At 67.0% G+C, this 20,148-nt stretch carries 18 protein-coding genes; 12 read left to right on the top strand and 6 right to left on the bottom strand.

Annotated elements, in window-relative coordinates; translation table 11 throughout:
• Positions 1 to 5: 5 nt before the first annotated feature.
• The 8 genes from CFB47_RS12825 to CFB47_RS12790 all read left to right on the top strand — a co-directional run bounded on the left by CFB47_RS12825 (position 6) and on the right by CFB47_RS12790 (position 7,523).
• Positions 6 to 269: a PAAR domain-containing protein gene (locus tag CFB47_RS12825; protein WP_011352637.1), complete on the top strand. Its 264-nt coding sequence runs from the start codon at positions 6 to 8 to the stop codon at positions 267 to 269.
• 128 nt (positions 270 to 397) lie between these two features.
• Positions 398 to 1,735: a virulence factor gene (locus tag CFB47_RS12820; protein WP_089461307.1), complete on the top strand. Its 1,338-nt coding sequence runs from the start codon at positions 398 to 400 to the stop codon at positions 1,733 to 1,735.
• Positions 1,736 to 2,166: 431 nt separating this feature from the next.
• Positions 2,167 to 3,258, top strand: coding sequence for a toxic anion resistance protein (locus CFB47_RS12815; protein WP_089461306.1), 1,092 nt, complete (start codon positions 2,167 to 2,169; stop codon positions 3,256 to 3,258).
• Positions 3,259 to 3,278: 20 nt separating this feature from the next.
• The gene (locus CFB47_RS12810; protein WP_089440600.1) at positions 3,279 to 4,025 is read left to right on the top strand and encodes a VWA domain-containing protein; all 747 of its coding nucleotides are present in this window, start codon (positions 3,279 to 3,281) and stop codon (positions 4,023 to 4,025) included.
• 45 nt (positions 4,026 to 4,070) lie between these two features.
• Positions 4,071 to 5,087 (top strand): DUF475 domain-containing protein, encoded by a 1,017-nt coding sequence (locus CFB47_RS12805; protein WP_089456520.1) that lies wholly within the window; start codon positions 4,071 to 4,073, stop codon positions 5,085 to 5,087.
• Positions 5,088 to 5,187: 100 nt separating this feature from the next.
• The gene (locus CFB47_RS12800; protein ID WP_039369378.1) at positions 5,188 to 5,844 is read left to right on the top strand and encodes a TerD family protein; all 657 of its coding nucleotides are present in this window, start codon (positions 5,188 to 5,190) and stop codon (positions 5,842 to 5,844) included.
• Positions 5,845 to 5,895: 51 nt separating this feature from the next.
• Entirely contained in the window at positions 5,896 to 6,774 is an 879-nt protein-coding gene (locus tag CFB47_RS12795) for a hypothetical protein (protein ID WP_089461305.1), read from the top strand.
• 128 nt (positions 6,775 to 6,902) lie between these two features.
• On the top strand, positions 6,903 to 7,523 hold the full coding sequence (locus CFB47_RS12790) for an HAD family hydrolase (RefSeq protein ID WP_089461304.1): 621 nt from the start codon (positions 6,903 to 6,905) through the stop codon (positions 7,521 to 7,523).
• Positions 7,524 to 7,532: 9 nt separating this feature from the next.
• Here the strand turns inward: CFB47_RS12790 and CFB47_RS12785 are convergent, their stop codons facing one another.
• Entirely contained in the window at positions 7,533 to 8,642 is a 1,110-nt protein-coding gene (locus CFB47_RS12785; protein WP_089456517.1) for a fatty acid desaturase, read from the bottom strand.
• 205 nt (positions 8,643 to 8,847) lie between these two features.
• Between CFB47_RS12785 and CFB47_RS12780 the strand changes: the two genes are divergently transcribed.
• Positions 8,848 to 9,885, top strand: a complete 1,038-nt coding sequence (locus tag CFB47_RS12780) for an AraC family transcriptional regulator (RefSeq protein ID WP_089440595.1) — start codon at positions 8,848 to 8,850, stop codon at positions 9,883 to 9,885.
• Positions 9,886 to 9,946: 61 nt separating this feature from the next.
• Here CFB47_RS12780 and CFB47_RS12775 read toward each other — a convergent pair whose 3' ends face one another.
• The 5 genes from CFB47_RS12775 to cysD all read right to left on the bottom strand — a co-directional run bounded on the left by CFB47_RS12775 (position 9,947) and on the right by cysD (position 16,874).
• Positions 9,947 to 10,996 (bottom strand): beta-propeller fold lactonase family protein, encoded by a 1,050-nt coding sequence (locus CFB47_RS12775; protein WP_089461303.1) that lies wholly within the window; start codon positions 10,994 to 10,996, stop codon positions 9,947 to 9,949.
• Positions 10,983 to 12,350 carry an MFS transporter gene (locus CFB47_RS12770; RefSeq protein WP_089461302.1) on the bottom strand — a complete coding sequence of 456 codons (1,368 nt, stop codon included), beginning with the start codon at positions 12,348 to 12,350 and terminating at the stop codon, positions 10,983 to 10,985. The genes CFB47_RS12775 and CFB47_RS12770 overlap by 14 nt, the downstream gene beginning before the upstream one ends.
• Positions 12,351 to 12,654: 304 nt before the next feature.
• The gene (locus CFB47_RS12760) at positions 12,655 to 13,842 is read right to left on the bottom strand and encodes a helix-turn-helix transcriptional regulator (protein ID WP_089461301.1); all 1,188 of its coding nucleotides are present in this window, start codon (positions 13,840 to 13,842) and stop codon (positions 12,655 to 12,657) included.
• A 129-nt stretch (positions 13,843 to 13,971) separates the two neighbouring features.
• Complete coding sequence (gene cysN / locus CFB47_RS12755) at positions 13,972 to 15,894, bottom strand: sulfate adenylyltransferase subunit CysN (protein ID WP_089461300.1); 1,923 nt, start codon at positions 15,892 to 15,894, stop codon at positions 13,972 to 13,974.
• Positions 15,894 to 16,874: a sulfate adenylyltransferase subunit CysD gene (gene cysD, locus CFB47_RS12750; RefSeq protein WP_256946681.1), complete on the bottom strand. Its 981-nt coding sequence runs from the start codon at positions 16,872 to 16,874 to the stop codon at positions 15,894 to 15,896. The genes cysN and cysD overlap by 1 nt, the downstream gene beginning before the upstream one ends.
• 130 nt (positions 16,875 to 17,004) lie before the next feature.
• Here cysD and CFB47_RS12745 point away from each other — a divergent pair, with 130 nt between their 5' ends.
• The 3 genes from CFB47_RS12745 to CFB47_RS12735 are packed head-to-tail and all read left to right on the top strand — an operon-like array spanning position 17,005 to position 20,137.
• Entirely contained in the window at positions 17,005 to 18,114 is a 1,110-nt protein-coding gene (locus CFB47_RS12745; RefSeq protein WP_089461298.1) for a DUF1214 domain-containing protein, read from the top strand.
• On the top strand, positions 18,111 to 19,304 hold the full coding sequence (locus CFB47_RS12740; protein ID WP_089461297.1) for a sulfotransferase: 1,194 nt from the start codon (positions 18,111 to 18,113) through the stop codon (positions 19,302 to 19,304). The genes CFB47_RS12745 and CFB47_RS12740 overlap by 4 nt, the downstream gene beginning before the upstream one ends.
• A 41-nt stretch (positions 19,305 to 19,345) precedes the next feature.
• Positions 19,346 to 20,137: an SDR family oxidoreductase gene (locus CFB47_RS12735; protein ID WP_089461296.1), complete on the top strand. Its 792-nt coding sequence runs from the start codon at positions 19,346 to 19,348 to the stop codon at positions 20,135 to 20,137.
• The last annotated feature ends 11 nt before the right edge of the window (positions 20,138 to 20,148 follow it).

Raw genomic sequence — 20,148 nt, 5'->3', positions numbered from 1 at the left:
CGCGCATGCGCGGAATCATTCGGGTCGGCGACGCGACGAGCCATGGCGGCCAGGTCGTGACCGGCAGCGCGGTCAGTGAAGTGATGGGGCGGCCGGTCGCCCGGCTCGGCGACACGTGCGTCTGCCCGATCTCGGGGCATCAGGCCTGCTTTATCGCCGAAGGCGATCCGCAGGTGATCGTCGACGGAAAACCCGCGGCGTTCGATGGTCACAAGACTTCGTGTGGCGCGACGCTGATTTCGAGTCTGGCGTCGTCCGGGCGGGAATGAGTCGTTGGGACGATTGTCACGACGTACTCGCCATTGGGAGTGAAGACGGGGGTTCCGGTTCCGGCCGGGCTCCGGTGCCTGCTGGTCGACAGCCAACGCATTGCTGACCAGCTTGATTCGGAATATTCATGTCCCGTCTCACTCTTGTCAGACACGTCGAATCCGTTGTGATCGCGGCGGCGACAATCCTGTCGGTCTTGCCGGTGCGTGCGGAGATGAACGCCGCATCGACGCAAGCCGTCGAGGGTGCATCCGCAGTGCCGTTCGTGGCCCAGGTCGTCGGACTTGCATGGCTCAATCCGCTGCAACGGCGTGACTATCCGACAGAGTGGCAACTGCTGTGGACGCTCGGGCTGGTCAAGCCAAATAGCAACGACGATATGGTGCGGACCAAGCCCGCGAAATACACGACCTTGCAACCGATATCCATCGTCGCGGATGGTAGCCGGGGCCGTGAGTCGTTTTCCGGGTTCTATGAAAAGTATGTCAACGAACTCGTGGTACTTTTTCGCATTCGCTATTTCGTGAACAGCGACTACTTCTATACCGTCAGCTCGCGCTGGCGGTGGAATTGGAGAGAGCTGGCTGGCATACACGTCGAGCTGGCCATTCCCGGCGATCGACTGAATCCCAAGCGGGCAGCGTCATATTTGCGCGGCGAGATTGCAAGCATGTTCGAAATCGGCAACCCGTCCGCAAAAGATCTGTGGAGCCACGATACGCCACCCGATGTCCACGTGACGTCAGGTCAAGGCAACGCCGGCTTCACGTCGCTGAACGCCGCACTGGATTATCTGGCCGCTCACCCCGACAAAAGCGTCTGGGTGATGAACTGGGACGCGCCGAGCTTTCCGCCGCAGGACGAACAGATCAACGAGAACATGGTGCTGCTGTTCCTCGCCGGCCCGAATCTGAAGACCGAGCGCGAACCACTGGCCTGGATCGGCAAGGCCGCACGAAGCAACATCGACGATTTCGAGACGAAGCAACGCACGAGCCGCGTGGTGCAGGCATGGGTATCGACGATCGACGCGGCGGCGAGCAACGCAGGCGTCACGGTCTCGTCACTGAATTACGTCATTCACGACGCAGGCAAGGGCAGCGATGCCGCATCGACAAGGGCCGCCGCGTTGTCGCGATCACTGACCGAGGTGCGGCCGGGATACGACCTTCACACGCAGACCTTCAATACGTCGGCATTGCTCGGTGACATGGGTGCCGGCGCGGCATTGACCGATGTCGCGTTGGCGATCGGCCGAGCGAAGCACCTCGGCGGAAACGTGCTCGTGGCGGGAACGACCGACACCGAGCGTCCGACGGCGGTGGTGGTGGTCGCACCGTCGAAGCTGACGCCGATCGACACCAGCAAGAACTGGTTCCGTGCACGCGGTGAAAACAACGCGTACTTGCCGTGGTGGGGCCGTCGTCATGATGCACGTTCGGCGTCGCAGGGCTATTCGGAGTAGAACCAGCCACCGGACGATTGTCGCCATGCATTGCGCGTCTGCGTGACTGACTTCGGCGGATTTACCGCCGCCCGATGCGTCGCGACAATGGTTCTCGCCGCATTAAGCAATCTGTAACAATCAGTGGAATGGCAAGAGGTCAATTCTTTCAAAATACTTTCTATTATTCGCTACCGACGTTTCCCGAGAATTGCCGGTCCTCGCAACATCAAGGCATTTGTCCTCACGCCACCGGGAGCCGTATCGAGACTTCCATCGTATACCTTACAAAGCGTATGGTCATTGAAAGATTCACATCTCTTGACGCACCGCGTCGTCGCCCTTTATTGTCCGTCTGCCGCACGTGAGAGAGCACGGCGGCAATCGCGGATGCGCGCCTTGCGCGCATGACAACACGCAGCAGAAAGCAGAAAAGGAAACGTGGTAGCCACATGAAGCCGCTCTTCGACGACAAGAACTCCGATGCGGTCAGCGATCGTCCTTCCACCCCGTCTTCGTCACCCGCCGTCATGCCCGCCGCCGCCGTTGCCGTGCCGGCTGCACGCCCGGCGGAGAACGTCCGCCTGATCACCGTCGACGAGATCGACCAGCTCGGCGCGACGCAGGGCACGCGCATCGCGGCCTTCTCCCAGCAGATTCTCGCGAGCGTCCGCGCGTCGGATGCCGACCAGTTCGGCGACAAGCTCAACGAACTGATCGCGACCGCGAAGGGGCTCGACCCGCGCGGCGCCGACAAGGGCGGGCTGCTCACGCAGGTCACGCGGCTGTTCCGCTCGACCAAGGAGAAGCTGCTGTCGCAATACGAGTCGGTGAGCAAGCGGATGGACACGCTCGTCGTCGAGCTCGAGAACCATGCGCAGCGCCAGAAGGCCGGCATCGACGAGCTCGAGCGGATGTACAACGACAACTACGCGCTGCACCAGGAGCTCGCGCAGTCGAAGGCGCACGGCGAAACGGCGCTCGCGGCGCTGCGGACGCATCTCGCGGCCGGCCAGCAACCGGTGGACGACGCGTTCGCCGCACAGCGCCTGCTCGACGTGAAGCGCAAGGTCGACGCGCTCGAAAGCAAGCTCGACGACCTCGACCGCGCGATGCTGATGTCGAAGCAGCTCGCACCGCAGATCCGGATGGAGCAGGACCAGAAACGCACGCTGACGTCGAAGTTCATGACGATCAAGACCGTGCTGATCCCCGCGTGGACCAACGCGTTCGCGCTCTACCTCGAGCAGCTCAGCACGAAGCGCGCGGCGGCGCTCGCCAATGCGACGTACGACGCGGCCGACGAGGCGATCCGCGCGCAGGCCGACCTGAACCGCCAGAACGCGCAGGAAGTCGCGAAGCTGAGCCAGCGCCCCGTGATCTCGACCGACACGTTCGAATACGCGCAGCAGCAGTTGTTCGGCGCATTCGACGACATCACGCAGATCATCGCCGACGGCCGGCGCCAGCGTGAGCAGGACGCACCGCGCCTGCGCCAGCTCGAACAGGACCTGATCACCCGATTCGCTCCGAAGCACAACTGATAGAACCGAGAGAACACCGCATGATTACGCTTGAGAAACGCGCGGCGAAGGTCGCGATCGTCCTCGAAAAACGCCAGATCCTGAAGCCGCCCGTCGTGCGCGTCGGGGCGGCGCTCGACATCTCCGGCTCCGCGAAGCCGCTGTACCAGTCGGGCGTGATCCAGGACACGCACGACCGGATCCTCGGCATCGCATTGAAGTTCGACGACAACGGCGAAGTCGATACGTGGACCTTCACCGAAGGCTACGACCGCCTGCCGACCGCGACGCCGGACAACTACGGCTCGTATATCTCCGACCACGTGCTCAACGCGCGGATCGACAAGTGGGGCGGCACGCAGTACGCGCCGGTGATGAACGACATCGTCGACTTCTTCTTCCGTGCGCCGGAGCCGTCGCCGAAGCGCGAAGAGAAGCGCGGCTTCCTGAGCCGGCTGTTCGGCGCAGCGGACGAGACGCCCGCGCCGGCCGCCACCGCGCCGGTGAACGGCCACCTGCCCGCATGGGTGCTGTTCGTCACCGACGGCCAGAACCCGAAGAACGACCGCAAGCGCGTGCGCCAGCTGCTCGCCGAGTCGCAGCACTACCCGCTGTACTGGTCGCTCGTCGGCGTCGGCGATCCGAGTGAATTCGGCTTCCTCGCGGAAGTCGCGGACGAGATGCCGAACGTCGGCTTCCTGCATCTCGAATCGCTCGACGTCAGCGACGAACAGATCTACGACCAGCTGATCACGCAGGAATTCTGCGACTGGGTGCGCGCGAAGTAAGCGCAGCCCGCACGCCTTTTATCCCGAACTCGATTACCCCCCATCATGTTGAAAGACTTCAAGATCCCGTTGTCGCTCACGGTGCTCGCACTGATCGCGGCCTATCTCCTCGGCGGCGTGAAGGACATGCTGATCGTCGCGGTCCTGTCGGTGCTCGAAATCTCGTTGTCGCTCGACAACGCGGTCGTCAACGCCTCGGTGCTCAAGAACTGGTCGGAGAAGTGGCGCAACCGCTTCATGGTGTTCGGCCTGCCGGTCGCGGTGTTCGGCATGCGGCTCGTATTCCCGCTGCTGATCGTCGCGGTGATCGGCCACATCGGCATGTGGGACGCGCTGAAGCTCGCGATCGAGTCGCCGGAGCAGTACGCATCGATCCTCACGTCCGCGCATCACCAGGTCTCCGCATTCGGCGGCGCGTTCCTGCTGATGGTGTTCTTCAAGTTCATGCTCGACACCGAGAAGGACGAACACTGGATCGGCTTCCTGGAAGGCCCGATGAGCCACCTCGGCCGCATCACGGCGCTGGAAGTGGCGCTGACGCTCGCCATCATCATCGTCGCGTCGCTCTACGTGCCGGCAGCCGAGCAGGTGGCCTTCCTGCTCGCAGGCGCGTTCGGCGTGATCAGCTTCGTGATCGCGCACGGCATCGGCGACCTGATCGGCGGCGAGGAGACGGGCACGCGCGTGGTGCGCGAAGGCGTCGCGGGTTTCATGTATCTCGAAGTGCTCGATTCGTCGTTCAGCTTCGACGGCGTGATCGGCGCATTCGCGCTGTCGAACAACATCTTCCTGATCGCGCTGGGCCTCGGCGTCGGTGCGGCCTATATCCGGGAGATGACGCTCGTGCTGCTGAAGAAGGGCACGCTCGCGCAATACCGCTATCTCGAGCACGGCGCGTTCTGGGCAATCGGTGCGCTCGCAACGATCATGTTCCTCGGCGTGAAGTTCGAGGTGCCCGAGGTCATCACCGGCCTGGTCGGCGCGGCGATGATCGCGGCGGCCGTGTGGTCGTCGATCGTCGTGCAGCGCAAGGAAGACCGCACGGCTGTAGCGGGCGAGTGACCCCGCGTCGCGCGCGGGTCGAACATCATCAACGAGGGGCCGCGCAGGGCGGCCCGGCATTGCCGCCGGCGCAACGGCGGTTCCAGCAGAAGAGGTTCAGATGATCAATTTGTCGAAAGGCGGTCGCGTCAACCTGTCGAAGGAAGCGCCCGGCACGCAGAAGTTCCGCATCGGTCTCGGTTGGGACGCGAACGCGACGGACACGGGTACGGACTTCGATCTCGACGTGTCGGTGTTCCTGTGCAAGTACGACGCGCAGAGCAATCCGAAGCTGATCTCGGATCAGCACTTCGTGTTCTACAACAGCGAAGTGCGCACGATGGAGCGCAAGGACACGTTCATCCAGCCGGGCGACGATTTCCCGAAGCGCGGGATGCCCGCGTCGAAGTGCCTGGGTGTCGTGCATAGCGGCGACAACCGCACGGGCAGCGGCGACGGTGACGACGAGGTGATCTTCATCGACATGACGAAGCTCGCGGCCGATGTCGAGGAAATCTCGGTGGTCGTGACGATCGACCAGGCTGAAGCGCGTCGCCAGAATTTCGGCCAGGTGCGCAACAGCTACATCCAGATCGCCGACGAAGTGTCGGGCGCGGTGATCGCGAAGTACGCGCTCGAGGAAGACTTCTCGATGGAGACGTCGGTGCAGGTCGGCAGCTTCTATCGCCGCGACGGCCACTTCATGTTCAAGGCGGTCGGCGCCGGCTACAACCGTGGCCTGGGCGACTTCGTGCGCGCGTACGGCGGCGCGGTCTGACTGGCGGCAGCCCGGCCGGCGGAATACCGCCGCGCCGGGCAGGAAGCAGCGATGACGAATTCGTCCGACGAGCCGAAGCGGCTCGAGTTCGATACGACGCCCGAGCGCACGCCCGGGCGTCTTGCGTTCGATGCGCCGCCCGCGGCCGCGGCGCCGGTTGCGCGCGGGCCCGAGCGGCCGGCGCCGCAGGCGCTCGACTTCGGGCCGGCACCCGCGCCCGCGTCCGGCGAGGCCGTGCGCACGGCGCCGGCCGGGGCGGTCGGCCGCGCGGTGTTCGGCGAATCGAACCATCCGCAACTCGAAGCGTGCTTCCGCGCCGCGCAGGCCAGCTTCCCGAATCTCTATCCCGACTACGCGCCGCGCATCGAGCGGCACATCCGGCAACTGGTGCCGCTCAAGCTCGCGACGATCGCGACGATCGGTGACGGCGCGCTGGAGACGGCGGGCAACCTCGTCGAAGCCGTGGCGGCCACGACGCGCGAATTCAACGAACTCGGCGCGGCCGACATGATGGCCGGCATGCTCGCGCAGGCGACGCGCAAGGCCGGCATGTTCGAACGCTGGTTCGGCTCGGCGACGGGGCATGTCGATTACCGCGCGGCGATCGGGGCGCTCAAGCAGTCGCTCGGCTTCTTCCCGCGCCGCACCGAAGCACTCGCCGCGAAGGTCCGCCATGCGGAAGAAAACCTCGTGGTCGTGCTCGCGGCGCTGAGCGCGGTGTCGGACGTCGTGCGCGCGCCGGACGATGCAGGTGTCGAGCGCACGCTGTTCGACCGCCGCAACATCGTCGGGCAGGCGGTGCAGCAGATCCGCATGCAACCTGCGCAATTGCGCGGGCTCGACGAGCGCGTGACCGATCTGCTGTCGCGCGCCGATCATCTGATGAACGTCGTGCTGCCGGCGGCGTTGGCGGCGCGGCCGCAGCGCTAAGGGCGCGGCACGAAGGGAACGAAGCGCATGAACCCGCGCGCGGGCCGTGCCGCATCACGCCATTTCACGTGTACCGGCGCGAGTCTGCTATCTTCCCGGGCATCTCATCGCTTTTCCGCCGATTCTCCATGACTGACCGCATCGTTGCCGCATTCGATTTCGACGGCACCATCACGACGACCGACAGCTTTCGCCATTTCGTCCGCTATGCGGTCGGCACGCCACGCTTCGCCTGGGCCGGATTGCGTGCGTTGCCGTGGATCATTGCGATGAAGGCCGGGCTGTTGTCGCGTGGCGATGCGAAAGCGAAGTTCGCGTCGTTCGCGTTCGGGCCGGTGCGCGAGGATAGGCTCGATGCGCAGGCGCGCACGTTCGTCGACACCTATTTGCCGAGCCTCGTGCGCCCTGAAATGCTCGAACGCATCTGCGAGCATCGGGCACGCGGGCACGAAGTCGTGCTGGTGAGCGCGTCGCCGTCGCTGTATCTGGAGAAGTGGGCGAAGACGGCCGGCTTCGATGCGGTGCTCGCGACGCGGCTGGCGTTTGAGCGTGGCGCCTTCGCCGGTCGGCTCGACGGCGAAAACTGTTGGGGGCCGCAGAAGGTCGTGCGGCTGCGCGGGTGGTGGGGCGACCGGCCGCCGAAACAGTTGTTCGCGTACGGCGACAGCCGTGGCGACAAGGAAATGGCCGAACTCGCGAACTGGTCGTGGATCCGCGGGCAAGGGCCGATGCCGCCGATCGGCGGTTGAGGCGGTGCGTTACGCGTCGGCCTGAGCGTGGCGCGTCGCGCGCGCCGGACGATAACCGCCCCAGCGATTCGCCCGCGCGAACGTGCCGACGTCGTTGAAGCGCACGCCGACTTCACGCAGCGCCGCATGCGCGGTGCGTGCGGTCAGCTGGCGGATGTAGAACGGGTCGCGCACCACGAAGTGATGGATCGCGTGCGTGCTGCCGAAGTTGAAGCAGAACAGCTGGAACGGCAGCATCCACCACGGGTTGAGCACCTGCGTCTGCTGGATCACGTTGCGCGAGTCGATGTCGCCGAAGTAATGCATGTTCGAGCTGACGAAGTTGATGCAGAAGCTGCGCACGAAGTTCGGGCCGAGCCACACCACGGCCAGGAAATCGACGACGCTCATCGTGCGCTCGACGACAGCCGGCACCGCCACCGCGTAGCCGAACGCATGCAGCGCGAACAGGCCGACGTGATAGACGATGAACGCGTGCCACAGCACGTAATACACGTGGCCGACCGGCATGTAGGACGACACCTGCTCGACGCGCAACTGCAGGCGCTCGGACGGATCCTGCACCGGCTGCGCGGCCACATACTGCTTCACCTTGCGGCGCATCGCGGTGGGCCGCAGCACGACGGCGAGCATGCCGTCCGCGATCATCAGCAGCCGCTTCACGCCCCAGCGTTCGCCATTGGTGATGCCGAATTCCTCGAGATCCGATTCGCCGCCCGACACCTTGTGGTGATGCAGGTGCATGCGCCGCCGCGTCCACGGGTTGATCGTGCCGGGCCGCGTGAGCCAGCACAGCGCCATCATCAGGTGATAGGCCCACGGCGTCTTCTTGAAGTACATCAGGTGGATCAGGTCGTGCTCGAGCTCGTGGATCAGCGACGTGACGAACGCGGCGAGCGGCAGCGCGACGTACCACGCGATCGATCCGCGCGCATACAGCCACGCGATCGCTAGCATCGCGCTCACGGAGACGGCCATCACGGTCGCGCCGACGAGGTTCTGGTTGTCGAGCAGCGGAAAGCGCGCGCGGATCGCGTCGCTCGCGGCGTTGACCTCGCGGCGGACGTACGCGACCTTGTCCGCGTCGTGGCGAAAGGCGGTTCGTGCGGGTTGGCTCATCGACCGGGATTCCTGCGGAAAGAGTGGGGCGCAATGCCGATGTGACAAGCATAGGCGCGCACCGGACCGCGCGCGAGGGCCGCGGGTGCCAATGGTGGTGTCATTTCGGGCCACGATGGCCGGCCGGCGCAGCTAGAGTCACGCCCCGGTGTCATTGCGGGCCAGCGACGCTACAATCCGCCGAAACCGCTCCGGAGTCCGCCGCATGGTCCTGTCCGTCCCGGATGCCGCGCGCCAGCTGAACAAGGCGACGGTGTCGTCCGCGTATGCGCTGTTCATGCTGATGCTGGCCGAGGAGCGCGGCATCGACGGCGCTCGCGTGCTGGCCGGCTCGGGCGTCGAGCGCGACCGGCTCGCGCAGCCCGATGCGCGCATCACGCCGCTGCAGCAGGCGGCGATCGTGTTCAACCTGCTCGACGCGACGGACGACCCGTCGATCGCGATCGAGATCGGCCTGCGCAGCAGCCTGACGAAAGCGGGGCTGATCGGCTTCGGACTGATGAGCTGCGCGACGCTCGGCGAGGCGATCTCGCTCGGCATCCGCTACCTGCCGACGCGCGTGCCGTTCTTCTCGGTGCGGCTCGCGCAACTCGACGGAATCGTCGACATCGACGTGCTCGAGGCGTTTCCGCTTGGCCGGCTGCGCCAGTTCGCGGTCGAGAACTTCCTGGTCGAGACGGCGATCCTGTTCAACTCGCTGCTGCATCCGGTGCCGGGGCGCACGCTGCAGTCGCGTGCCGAACTGCATTTCGAATGGCCGGAGCCGCCGTGGTTCGAGCGTTATCGCGCGCGGCTGCCGCGCTGTCATTTCGACGCGAGCGCGAACCGCATCCGCTGCGACGCCGCGTTGCTCGACGAGCCGATCGGCACCGCGAACGCGCACACCGCGCAGATGATCGTGCAGCAGTGCGAGGCCGAGCTCGCGCGGCTTGGCTATGCGGAAAGCATCGTCGAGCGCGTGCGCAACCTGTTGATTTGCGGCGAGGGCGGCTATCCGTCGGTCGATGATGTCGCGCGCGAGCTGCATGTATCGGCGCGCACGCTCAAGCGCAAGCTCGCCGAGTATGGCGCGACCTATTCGACGCTGCTCGACGAGATCCGGTTGCGCGACGCGCTGCGGTTGCTCGAAGGCACGCGGCTGCCGGTCGACGAGATCGCCGCGCGCGTCGGTTACACGGATCGCGCCAATTTCACGCGGGCGTTCAAGCGCTGGACGGGCGTCGCACCGAGCGAGCGGCGCTGAACGCGGTTACGCGCCGGCCTGCGTGGCGGGCCTGCCGCGTCATGCGCCGCGTGTCCCCGTTTCAGACGATCTCGACCCAGTTCGCGCCGCGTCCGCCCGGCACGCGCGCGTGCGGCGACAGTGCGCCGTCGTCCGGCGCGATCGCATACACCGACACACATTCCGACTGTTCGCCGCAGGCGATGAGCCAGCGTCCCGACGGGTCGATTGCGAACCCGCGCGGCTGCGTTTCGGTGGCGGTCGCGTGCGCGGGTTCGAACGTGCCGTCTTCGCTGCGGCGATAGCAGAGCAGGCGGCTCGACGTGCGTTCGCTCACATAGGCGAAACGCTCGTCGGGCGTCAGGTGCAGGTCGGCGGCCCAGACGGACGGTTCGGTGGGGGCGGGCGGCCGCGCATGGCCTTGCGCGAGATCGGCGATGGCCGGATGGCGCGCACTCACATGCGCATCGCCGAGCCGGCCGGTTTCAGGGTCGCGCGCGAACGTCGCGAGCGTGGCCTGGAATTCGCTGACGACGACGAGCGTGCGGCCGTCATCCGCGAATTGCAGGTGACGCGGGCCGAACCCGGCCGGCACGCGCGTTTCGCCGTGTTCGCGTGCACGCAGGCCGGCCGCGTCCTCGACGAGCGCGAAGCTGAACACGCGATCCGAGCCGAGCGAGCTGACGTACGCGAAACGGTTGTCCGGCGACACGATCACCGCGTGCGCGTTCGCGATGCCGCCCGTGACCTGCAGCGGCGTGCCGTCGCCGTCGCGCACGCGCGCGGCGTCGTAGAGGCTCAGCGAATTCCCGCCGTACGACGCGCCGAGCAGCCAGCGGCCGCTGCGGTCGAGCGACAGGTACGCTTGGCTGGCATCGATCGCAGTGGTGCCGATGCGCACGAGCGCGCCGGTGGCCGGCACGACGCGGAACGCGACGATCGTCGGTTGTTCGCCGCGCGTCGCGACGTAGAGCCGCGCGCGGTCGGCCGGCACGGCGATCGGCATCGCGACGTCGGCCGCGGGATAACGGGTGAGCGGCGCAAGCGTGCCGTCGGCCGCGAGCGAGAAGGTGGCGAGGTCGCCGTCGGCGGCATTCGAGACGACGACGGTCAGGCGATCAGTGTTCGGCATGGCGGAGCATCGAAGCGTTCGTGAAGGATGCGTCGGCCGGCAGGCCGCGCGGCGGATCGCTGCGCCGGTGCGTACGCGCGAACAGCGCGGCGACCGCGGCGATGAGCGAAGCGATCGCGAGCACATACAGCCCGCCCGTGATCGAACCCGTATGTTGCTTCAGATAGCCGAAGGCCGTCGGTGCGACGAAGCCGCCGAGGTTGCCGACCGAGTTGATCAGCGCGATCACGGCCGCGGCCACGCGCGTGTCGAGATAGCCCTGCGGGATCGGCCAGAACAGCGACGACGCGGCCTTGAAGCCGAGCGCGGCGAAGCAGATCGACGCGAACGACCATACCGGATCGTGCGACGTCGACGCGAACAGCCCGCATGCGGCGAGCACCAGCGCGACCGCGAGCCAGCGCTGCGGATGCTTCCATTTCGACGACAGCACCGCGAAGCCGTACATCGCGCCGATCGCGATCATCCACGGAATCGTGTTGTACAGGCCGACCTGGAAATCGCTGAGCCCGCCCATCTTGCGGATGATCGTCGGCACCCAGAACGTGGCCGCGTAGATCGTCAGCTGGATCGAGAAATACAGGAAGCAGAACAGCATGATCTGCGGATCGCGCAGCAGCGCGGTGGCGCGCACCGGCACGTTCGAGCGGACGTCGCGCGTCGCGCGCTCGTCGTCGAGCGCGTTCTGGAGCGCCGTGCGTTCTTCCGCCGTGAGCCACGTCGCGTCGCGGATGTGCGATTTCAGCAGCAGCCAGCTCGCGCCGCACAGCGCGACCGAGAACAGCCCTTCGATCAGGAACATCCATTGCCAGCCTTCGAGGCCGAAACCGCGGATCGACAGCAGCGCGCCGGTGACGGGCCCGGACAGCACCGACGCGAACGCGGAACCGCCGAGGAAGATCGCCATCGCCTTGCCGCGCTCCTGCGGCGGCAGCCATTGCGACAGGTACAGCACGACGCCGGGGAAGAAGCCGGCCTCGGCCGCGCCGAGCAGGAAGCGCAGCGCGTAGAACGACGTGTCGTTCCACACGAACGCCATCGCGGCGGCGACGATGCCCCACGTCGCCATGATCCGGGCCAGCCAGATGCGTGCGCCGTAGCGCTGCATCAGCAGGTTCGACGGCACCTCGAACAGCGCATAGCCGACGAAGAACAGCCCGGCGCCGAGGCCGTACGCGGCCGCGCCGATGCCGATCGACGCCTCGAGGTGGCGATCGACGAAGCCGACGTTCACGCGGTCGATGTAGTTCGCGATGAACATGATCAGCACGAGCGGCAGCACGTGCCACTTCACTTTCGAGACGGCGGACGCGAGCGGGTCGCGTCCGGGCAGGGCGGGCGAGGGCGGGTTCAAGCGTGTCTCCGGTCGGGGGGCGGCGGACGGGGCGGTGGCTCGCGTCGGCATCCGGGTGGCGGTTTTGTGTAGTATGTCGTCGTATGACATAGTACGCCTGAGCGCCGATGAAGACGTCGCGGGTTTACCCGAAAATTACTCCGATATCGGGGAATTTCATCACGCGTGTTGGTTATCTATTCATGTCTGATGACGTATGACATGAGGCGAACAGGTGCCGATTGCTGCGTCTTCCGTCGCGGCCCGCACTGCGCGCGCGGGGGCATCGGTCGGGCAGCCCGTCCGGGAGCGGCCGGCGCCGCGACTACGCCATCGACACGACGCTGTTGAGCAGCGTCTTCACGAGCACGGCCTGCCGCGTCGCGCCCGTCTTCGCGAAGATGCCGCGCAGGTGCGCACGCGCGGTGTTCTTCGTGATGCCGGTCGCGGCGGCTGCTTCGTCGAGCGTCAGCCCGTCGACGAGCAGCAGTGCGATTTCGGTTTCCATCGGCGTGAGGCGGAACAGCCGGTGCAGCATGTCGCGCGACGTCTGCGGCGACGACGCCGGATCGCGGACGAACACGGCGACGGCCGGCCGGTGCCGGCGGTCCTCGGCGCCGCGGTAGGGCGCGAGCGGGCGCAGCAGCACGCTCAGCGGCATCGCGCCGCCGGGGCGCGACAGCGTGGTGGCTTCGATGCGCGCGAGCGCGCCCGCGCGGAAATGCTCGAGCGCGGCCTGCAGCGCCTTTTGCAGCCGGCGCTCGTCGAGCGGGCACGACGCGTGAAGTCGCTCCTGGCGCACGCACAGGCCGTCCTGCTGATCGATCAGCCGCTCGGCAATGCGGTTGCGCTTGATCACGCGGCCGTCCTCGTCGACGATCGCGGTGCCGACGTCGAGCCGGTCGACGGTACCCGCATACAGCGCGCGCTCGGCATCGAGCACGTCGAACGCCGCGTGCAGTTCGACCGCCCGCTGCAGGTGCGGCAGCAGCGTCGCGACCTGCGCGCGCTCGGCCGCGTCGAAATCGCGGCCGCCATGCGCGCGACTCACGAAGAACGCGCATTCGACGCCACGTTCGCCGCGCAGGTTCGCGCCGAGGATGTAGCGCAGGTCGAGCGGCTGCAGGTACTGCCGGTAGAAATCGTGCGCGCGCCATGCGGTTTCGCCGAACAGCCGATCGGCCGTGAAGACCTGGCCGGGCGGCTGGTCGAGAAACGGGCACAGCGCGTAGAACTGCTCGCTGTACGACGGCTCGCCGGGCAGCAGCGGGCCGTGTGCCGACGCGTTGATGATGAGCCCGTGCCGTGCGCCGCCCGGGTTGCGCAGCACCAGCGTCGTGAAGCGCGCGTCGAGCCGCGCGCGAGCCGCTTCGAGGAAGCCGGCCCACGGGGTGGGCTCAGACGGGCCCTGATAGACGAGCCCGAGCCACGCGCTGAGTTCGCGCGCCGTCCACGCCGCGTCGTCGAAACCGTCGTGCGCGGCCGGGTCGCCGGGCGCCAGCGCGATGGGCATGCTCGTGTTCTCCTGGTCGGGATGAAGGATTCCCGGACCAGCATACCGGCCGCCCGGCGGCCCGCGTCACCCGAACGGAGTAGGCGACGCGGGCAGGCCGGCAGCCGCCGGGCTGCCCGCTTGCCGCGCTTACGCCGCGCGCTCGCGCAGCAGGTACGCGACGATGCGATCGGCCGCTTCTTCCGGCGACTCGGCGACCGTGTCGACGCGCAGTTCGGGCTGCGCGGGCGGCTCGTACGGCGAATCGATGCCCGTGAAGTGCTTCAGCTCGCCGCGCCGCGCCTTCTTGTACAGCCCCTTCGGATCGCGCTCCTCGGCCACCGCGAGCGGCGTGTCGACGAATACCTCGACGAACTCGTCGGGGCCGGCCATCGCGCGCGCCATGTCGCGCTCCGCGCGGAACGGCGAGATGAACGACACGAGCGTGATGAGCCCCGCGTCGAGCATCAGCCGCGCGACTTCGGCGACGCGCCGGATGTTCTCCACGCGATCGGTCTCGGTGAAGCCGAGATCGCGATTGAGCCCGTGCCGCACGTTGTCGCCGTCGAGCAGGTACGTGTGCTTGCCGAGTGCATGCAGCCGCTTCTCGACGAGATTCGCGATCGTCGACTTGCCGGCGCCCGACAGGCCCGTCAGCCACACGATGCGCGGCGTCTGCGCCTTCTGCGCGGCACGCGCGGCGCGGTCGACGTCGACGGCCTGCCAGTGCACGTTGTGCGCGCGGCGCAGCGCGAAGTGCAGCATCCCGGCGCCGACCGTGTCGTGGGTGACGCGGTCGATCACGATGAAGCCGCCCGTGTGGCGGTTGCGGTCGTATGGGTCGAACGCGACCGGCCGGTCGAAGCTCAGGTTGCACACGCCGATCTCGTTGAGCGCAAGCGTGCGCGCCGCGAGATGCTCGCGCGTGTTCACGTCGATCTTGTACTTCGGCGTCGCGCAGGTCGCGCCGACCGTCTGCGTGCCGAGCTTCACGAGATACGGGCGGCCGGGCAGCAGCGGCGCGTCGTGCATCCACACGAGCGTCGCCTCGAACTGGTCGGCGACTTCCGGCGGCGCGTCCGCGCGCGCGATCATGTCGCCGCGGCTGATGTCGATCTCGTCGGCCAGCGTGAGCGTCACCGCGTCGCCGGCGCGCGCGATGTCGCTTTCGCCGCGTTGCGTGATCACCGACGCGACGCGGCTTTCCTTGCCGGACGGCAGCACGCGCACGCGCTCGCCGATGCGGATCTCGCCCGATGCGATGCTGCCCGCGTAACCACGGAAGTTCAGGTGCGGGCGGTTGACCCACTGCACCGGCAGGCGGAACGGCTCGTCGCGCGTCATGCGCACGGCGAGCGGCAGCGTGTCGAGATGCCGCATCAGCGTCGGGCCCGCGTACCACGGCATCCGTGCGCTCGGCGCGATCACGTTGTCGCCGCGCAGCGCCGACATCGGGATGCTGACGATCTCCGCCAGCCCGAGCTCGGCGGCGAACGCGCGATAGTCGGCGTCGATGCGCTCGAACACGGCGCGGTCGTAGTCGACGAGATCCATCTTGTTGATCGCGAGCACCACGCGCTTGATGCCGATCAGCGCGACGAGATGGCTGTGGCGGCGCGTCTGCGTGAGCACGCCCTTGCGCGCATCGATCAGGATCACGGCAAGATCGGCGGTCGACGCGCCGGTGATCATGTTGCGCGTGTACTGCTCGTGGCCGGGCGTGTCGGCGACGATGAACTTGCGTCGCGCGGTCGCGAAGAAGCGGTACGCGACGTCGATCGTGATCCCTTGCTCGCGCTCGGCCGACAGGCCGTCGACGAGCAGTGCGAAATCGAGTTCGCCGCCTTGCGTGCCGACCTTTTTCGAATCGGCCTCGAGCTGCGTGAGCTGGTCGTCGAACAGCAGGTTCGATTCGTAGAGCAGGCGGCCGATCAGCGTGCTCTTGCCGTCGTCGACGCTGCCGCACGTGATGAAGCGCAGCAGGTCCTGGGTTTGCGTATGCGCTTCGCTGGAAGCGCGTGCATCGGGTGCGTGGCGCGCGAGCGTGTCGGGCGCGGTGAGAACGTGTGCCATCAGAAATAGCCCTCCTGTTTCTTCTTTTCCATCGAACCGGCCGAATCGCTGTCGATCAGTCGTCCTTGCCGTTCGGACGTGCGCGTCTCGCGCATCTCCCGCAGGATGTCGTCGAGCGACGTCGCATCGCTGTCGATCGCGCCCGTCAGCGGATAGCAGCCGAGCGTGCGAAACCGCACCTTGCGCATCTGCGGCACTTCGCCTTCGCGCAGCGGCAGGCGTTCGTCGTCGACCATGATCAGCGCGCCGTCGCGTTCGACCACGGGCCGTTCCTTCGCGAAGTAGAGCGGCACGATCGGGATGTCGTGAAGCTGGATGTACTGCCAGATGTCGAGCTCGGTCCAGTTCGAGATCGGGAACACGCGCAGGCTTTCGCCCTTGCGCTTGCGCGCGTTGTACAGCGACCAGAGCTCGGGGCGCTGGCGTTTCGGGTCCCAGCGGTGCTGTTCCGAGCGCAGCGACACGATGCGCTCCTTCGCGCGCGATTTCTCCTCGTCGCGGCGGGCGCCACCGAACGCGGCGTCGAAGCCGTGGTGATCGAGCGCCTGCTTGAGCCCCTGCGTCTTCCACACGTCGGTGTGCACGGCCGAGCCGTGCGTGAACGGATCGATGCCGTTCGCGACGCCGTCAGGGTTGATGTGCACGCGCAGGTCGAGGCCGAGGCGTGCGGCCGTCTCGTCGCGAAACGCGATCATCTCGCGGAATTTCCAGGTCGTATCGACGTGCAGCAGCGGAAAGGGCGGCTTCGCCGGGTAGAACGCCTTCATCGCGAGATGCAGCATGACCGAGCTGTCCTTGCCGATCGAATACAGCATCACCGGGTTCTCGCTCTCGGCGACCACCTCGCGCATGATGTGGATGCTTTCGGCCTCCAGCCGCTCCAAGTGGGTCAACATCGTTCGTCTCCTTGTTTCATGCCGGCGCCGCGCGACATGTGCGGCGTTTCGTGCATGACACCGACGGTATCGAGCGAGCGGCATGCCGCTCTTCGTCCGGGTGGACTAAATCGCGGCACGGCGGGGGCGCGGATCTTTCCTTAGTCCACCCGGACGAAGTGGCGCGCGACGGCGACGCTTAAGGTGAGCGCTCGACCATCGGCGGAGACGACACATGACGGACGACACACGTGCCACGCAATTGCTTTCGGGCCAGACCTGGGCCGATTTCTGCGACACCCTGAAACGCAGCGGAGAACAGATCCTGCGCGCCGAGGCGCCGGACGATCCGCTGACGCGCGCGGAGGGATTCCGCTACCTGAGCCGGCTGATGCGCATCGCGCTCGAGATGCACGTCGAGTTCGCGGACGGTGCATGGCCCGGCTTCTTCTCGCCGTCGCACGAGACCGCGAAGATCGGCGCCGACAATCCCGACAACCTGTACCAGTACGCACGGCTCGACGGCCGCTGCGCATACCGCGTGACGGGGCGGCGCGGCACGGTGGCCTACCTGAGCTTCGGCACGCAGAAGGGCGGCTACGAGACCGACGGCAAGATGCTGCAGACGGGCTTTCTCGACGCGAAGCAGCTCGAGATCGCGCCGGACGGCAGCTTCGAGATCGTGCTGAGCGAAACGCCGCGCGCGGGTAACTGGGTACGCATGGAGCCGGGCACCAACGCGTTGCTGGTGCGCCAGACCTTCCTCGACCGGCGCGCGGAAACGCCGGCACAACTGAGGATCGAGCGCATCGGCGCCGACGATCGCCCGGCGCCGCTCGACCCGCTCGTGCTGCAGGGCGGCCTCACGCGCGCCGCGCAGTTCGTCGAGCAGACGTCGAAGCTGTTCGCGGACTGGGCCGCGAGCTACCGGCCGCACGTGAATGCGCTGCCGCCCGCCGACCAGGCGCTGTGCCAGTCGGTCGGCGGCGATCCGAACATCTACTACTACCACTCGTGCTGGTCGCTGGCCGATGACGAAGCGCTCGTGATCGACGTCGATACGGTGCCCGACTGCGACTTCTGGAACGTGCAGCTCAACAACTACTGGATGGAATCGCTCGATTACCGGCACTTCGATATCTGCGTGAACAAGCACAGCGCGCGGCTGAATGCGGCCGGCGGCGTGACGGTGGTCGTCGCGGCCGCGCGGCCGGGCGATGCGAACTGGCTCGATACCGCGGGGCATCGCACCGGCACGATCTGCTGGCGCTGGGTCGGCGCCACGCAGCCGGTGCATCCGCGCACGCGGGTCGTGAAGCTCGCGACGCTGAAGGAGGCCGCATGAACGCGCCGCTGGATCGAACCCGCACGCTGCTTGCGCCCGACGGATTGATCGCCGAAGCCGTGTCGCGCACGGGGGGGCTCACCGCATTCGGTGACGGGCCGTATCGCGAAGCCCTCGACGTGATGTGCGCGTCGCTGATCGACGAAGCGAAGCTGTCCGCGCGCGGCGCGGCGATGATGCGCGAGAAGCTCGTCGGCCAGCTCGTGAACCGGCTCGTTATTGAGGATTACTTCCGGCGTCATCCGGAAATCGCGGAGATTGCGATCGACGATCCGCTCGTGATCGTCGGCCTGCCGCGCACCGGAACGACGCTGTTGCAGCGCCTGCTGGCCGTCGACCCGCGCTTCCATGCGGCCGCGTGGTGGGAAACCCGCTACCCGGCGCCGCTTGCAGGCGAGACGCTCGCCGAGCCGACGGTGCGCATTGCACGTGCGCAGGCAGAGGTCGCGACGATGATCGACTGCATTCCGCAGATCCTGACGATCCACCCGCTCGATGCGATGCTCGCCGACGAGGAGTTCATGCTGATGGAGCATGCGTTCGTGTGCGCGATGGATTCGTATGCGAACGTGCCGCGCTACACCGCGTGGCTCGCGCGGCAGGATCTCACGCCGGTCTATACGTACCTGAAGCGGATGCTGCAGTTCCTGCAATGGCAGAAGGCGCAGCGCGGCGTCGCGCCGGCCGCGCGCTGGCTGCTGAAGACGCCGCAGCACCTGCATGCGCTCGACGTGCTGTGCCACGTGTTTCCGCGCGCGCAGGTCGTGCTCACGCACCGCGATCCGGCGCAGACGATTCCATCGATGGCGAGCATGGCGCACACGTTGTGGCAGATGTATGCGGACGATCCCGATCCGCTCGCCGTCGGCGCGCAGTGGAATGCGGGGATGGCGCGCGCGATCGGCGCGGCGATGGCGGCGCGCGACGCGCTGCCGGCGGACCGCTTCCTCGACGTGCGCTTCGAGGACACCGTGTCGAATCCGCTCGGTGTGGCCGAAGCCGTGTACGCGTTCGCCGGGATGCCGCTCGATGCGCGGCAGCGTGCGGCGATGACGGACTGGCTGGCGCGCAACGGCCGCGACAAGCGTGCCCCGCACGACTATTCGATCGCGCGCTTCGGCTTCACCGATGCGCAGCTCGCGCGCGACTTCGCCGCGTATCGCGCGCGGCACCTGCGGGCGGCCGGCTGACGGCCATTGCTTGCGAGATCCACGACAACCAGGAGACAACCATGTTGCTGAAAGACAAGATCGTCGTGATTTCCGGAATCGGGCCCGGGCTTGGTGTGAAGCTCGCCGTCGAGGCCGCACGCGAGGGCGCGCGGGGCGTGGTCGTCGCGGCGCGAACGATCGAAAAGCTCGACGCTGCCGAAGCGCGAATCCACGCACTCGGCGTCGATTGCGCCGTGCTGAAGGTGCAGACCGACATCACCGACCGTGCACAATGCCGGCAGCTCGCGACGCAGGCCGTCGAGCGCTTCGGCCGGATCGACGCGCTCGTGAACAGCGCATTCGTGCACGGCACGTTTCCGGAACCGGTGGAGGCAGCCGACCTCGACGGCTGGCGTGCGGTGTTCGACACCAACGTGTTCGGCACGATGGCGCTCACGCAGGAAGTCGTGCCGCACATGAAGCGGCGGCAGCGCGGCGCGATCGTGATGATCAACACGCAGGCGACCCGCAAGCCGTTTGCAGGGGAAGGCGGCTACGCTGTATCGAAGGGGGCGCTCGCGGTTGCGGCAAAATACCTGGCGCGCGAACTCGGCGTGCACGGCATTCGTGCGAACAGCATCCACATGGGGTGGATGTGGGGCGTGCCGACCCAGACGTATTTCCGGCAGGCGGCTGCCGAGTACGGGATGACGGAAGAGCAGGTCATCGCGCCGATCGCGTCGAGCATCGCGCTCGCGAAGCTGCCGACCGACGACGACTGTGCGCGCGCGGCGCTGTTCCTCGCGTCGGACTATGCGAATGCGGTGACGGGCGCGACGCTCGACGCGAATGGCGGCGATTTCATGCCCTGACGATGGAGCAA

The sequence above is a fragment of the Burkholderia sp. AU27893 genome, from assembly GCF_002223205.1.
Lineage (GTDB): Bacteria > Pseudomonadota > Gammaproteobacteria > Burkholderiales > Burkholderiaceae > Burkholderia.
Note: the sequence above shows the minus strand (reverse complement) of the source record. Positions and strands in the feature narration are given on the sequence as shown.

Coding starts and splice junctions, on each gene's coding strand:
- CFB47_RS12825 (WP_011352637.1), top strand. CDS start 6: ATGCGCGGAATCATTCGGGTCGGCGACGCGACGAGCCATGGCGGCCAG.
- CFB47_RS12820 (WP_089461307.1), top strand. CDS start 398: ATGTCCCGTCTCACTCTTGTCAGACACGTCGAATCCGTTGTGATCGCG.
- CFB47_RS12815 (WP_089461306.1), top strand. CDS start 2,167: ATGAAGCCGCTCTTCGACGACAAGAACTCCGATGCGGTCAGCGATCGT.
- CFB47_RS12810 (WP_089440600.1), top strand. CDS start 3,279: ATGATTACGCTTGAGAAACGCGCGGCGAAGGTCGCGATCGTCCTCGAA.
- CFB47_RS12805 (WP_089456520.1), top strand. CDS start 4,071: ATGTTGAAAGACTTCAAGATCCCGTTGTCGCTCACGGTGCTCGCACTG.
- CFB47_RS12800 (WP_039369378.1), top strand. CDS start 5,188: ATGATCAATTTGTCGAAAGGCGGTCGCGTCAACCTGTCGAAGGAAGCG.
- CFB47_RS12795 (WP_089461305.1), top strand. CDS start 5,896: ATGACGAATTCGTCCGACGAGCCGAAGCGGCTCGAGTTCGATACGACG.
- CFB47_RS12790 (WP_089461304.1), top strand. CDS start 6,903: ATGACTGACCGCATCGTTGCCGCATTCGATTTCGACGGCACCATCACG.
- CFB47_RS12785 (WP_089456517.1), bottom strand. CDS start 8,642: ATGAGCCAACCCGCACGAACCGCCTTTCGCCACGACGCGGACAAGGTC.
- CFB47_RS12780 (WP_089440595.1), top strand. CDS start 8,848: ATGGTCCTGTCCGTCCCGGATGCCGCGCGCCAGCTGAACAAGGCGACG.
- CFB47_RS12775 (WP_089461303.1), bottom strand. CDS start 10,996: ATGCCGAACACTGATCGCCTGACCGTCGTCGTCTCGAATGCCGCCGAC.
- CFB47_RS12760 (WP_089461301.1), bottom strand. CDS start 13,842: ATGCCCATCGCGCTGGCGCCCGGCGACCCGGCCGCGCACGACGGTTTC.
- cysN (WP_089461300.1), bottom strand. CDS start 15,894: ATGGCACACGTTCTCACCGCGCCCGACACGCTCGCGCGCCACGCACCC.
- cysD (WP_256946681.1), bottom strand. CDS start 16,874: ATGCCGCTCGCTCGATACCGTCGGTGTCATGCACGAAACGCCGCACAT.
- CFB47_RS12745 (WP_089461298.1), top strand. CDS start 17,005: ATGACGGACGACACACGTGCCACGCAATTGCTTTCGGGCCAGACCTGG.
- CFB47_RS12740 (WP_089461297.1), top strand. CDS start 18,111: ATGAACGCGCCGCTGGATCGAACCCGCACGCTGCTTGCGCCCGACGGA.
- CFB47_RS12735 (WP_089461296.1), top strand. CDS start 19,346: ATGTTGCTGAAAGACAAGATCGTCGTGATTTCCGGAATCGGGCCCGGG.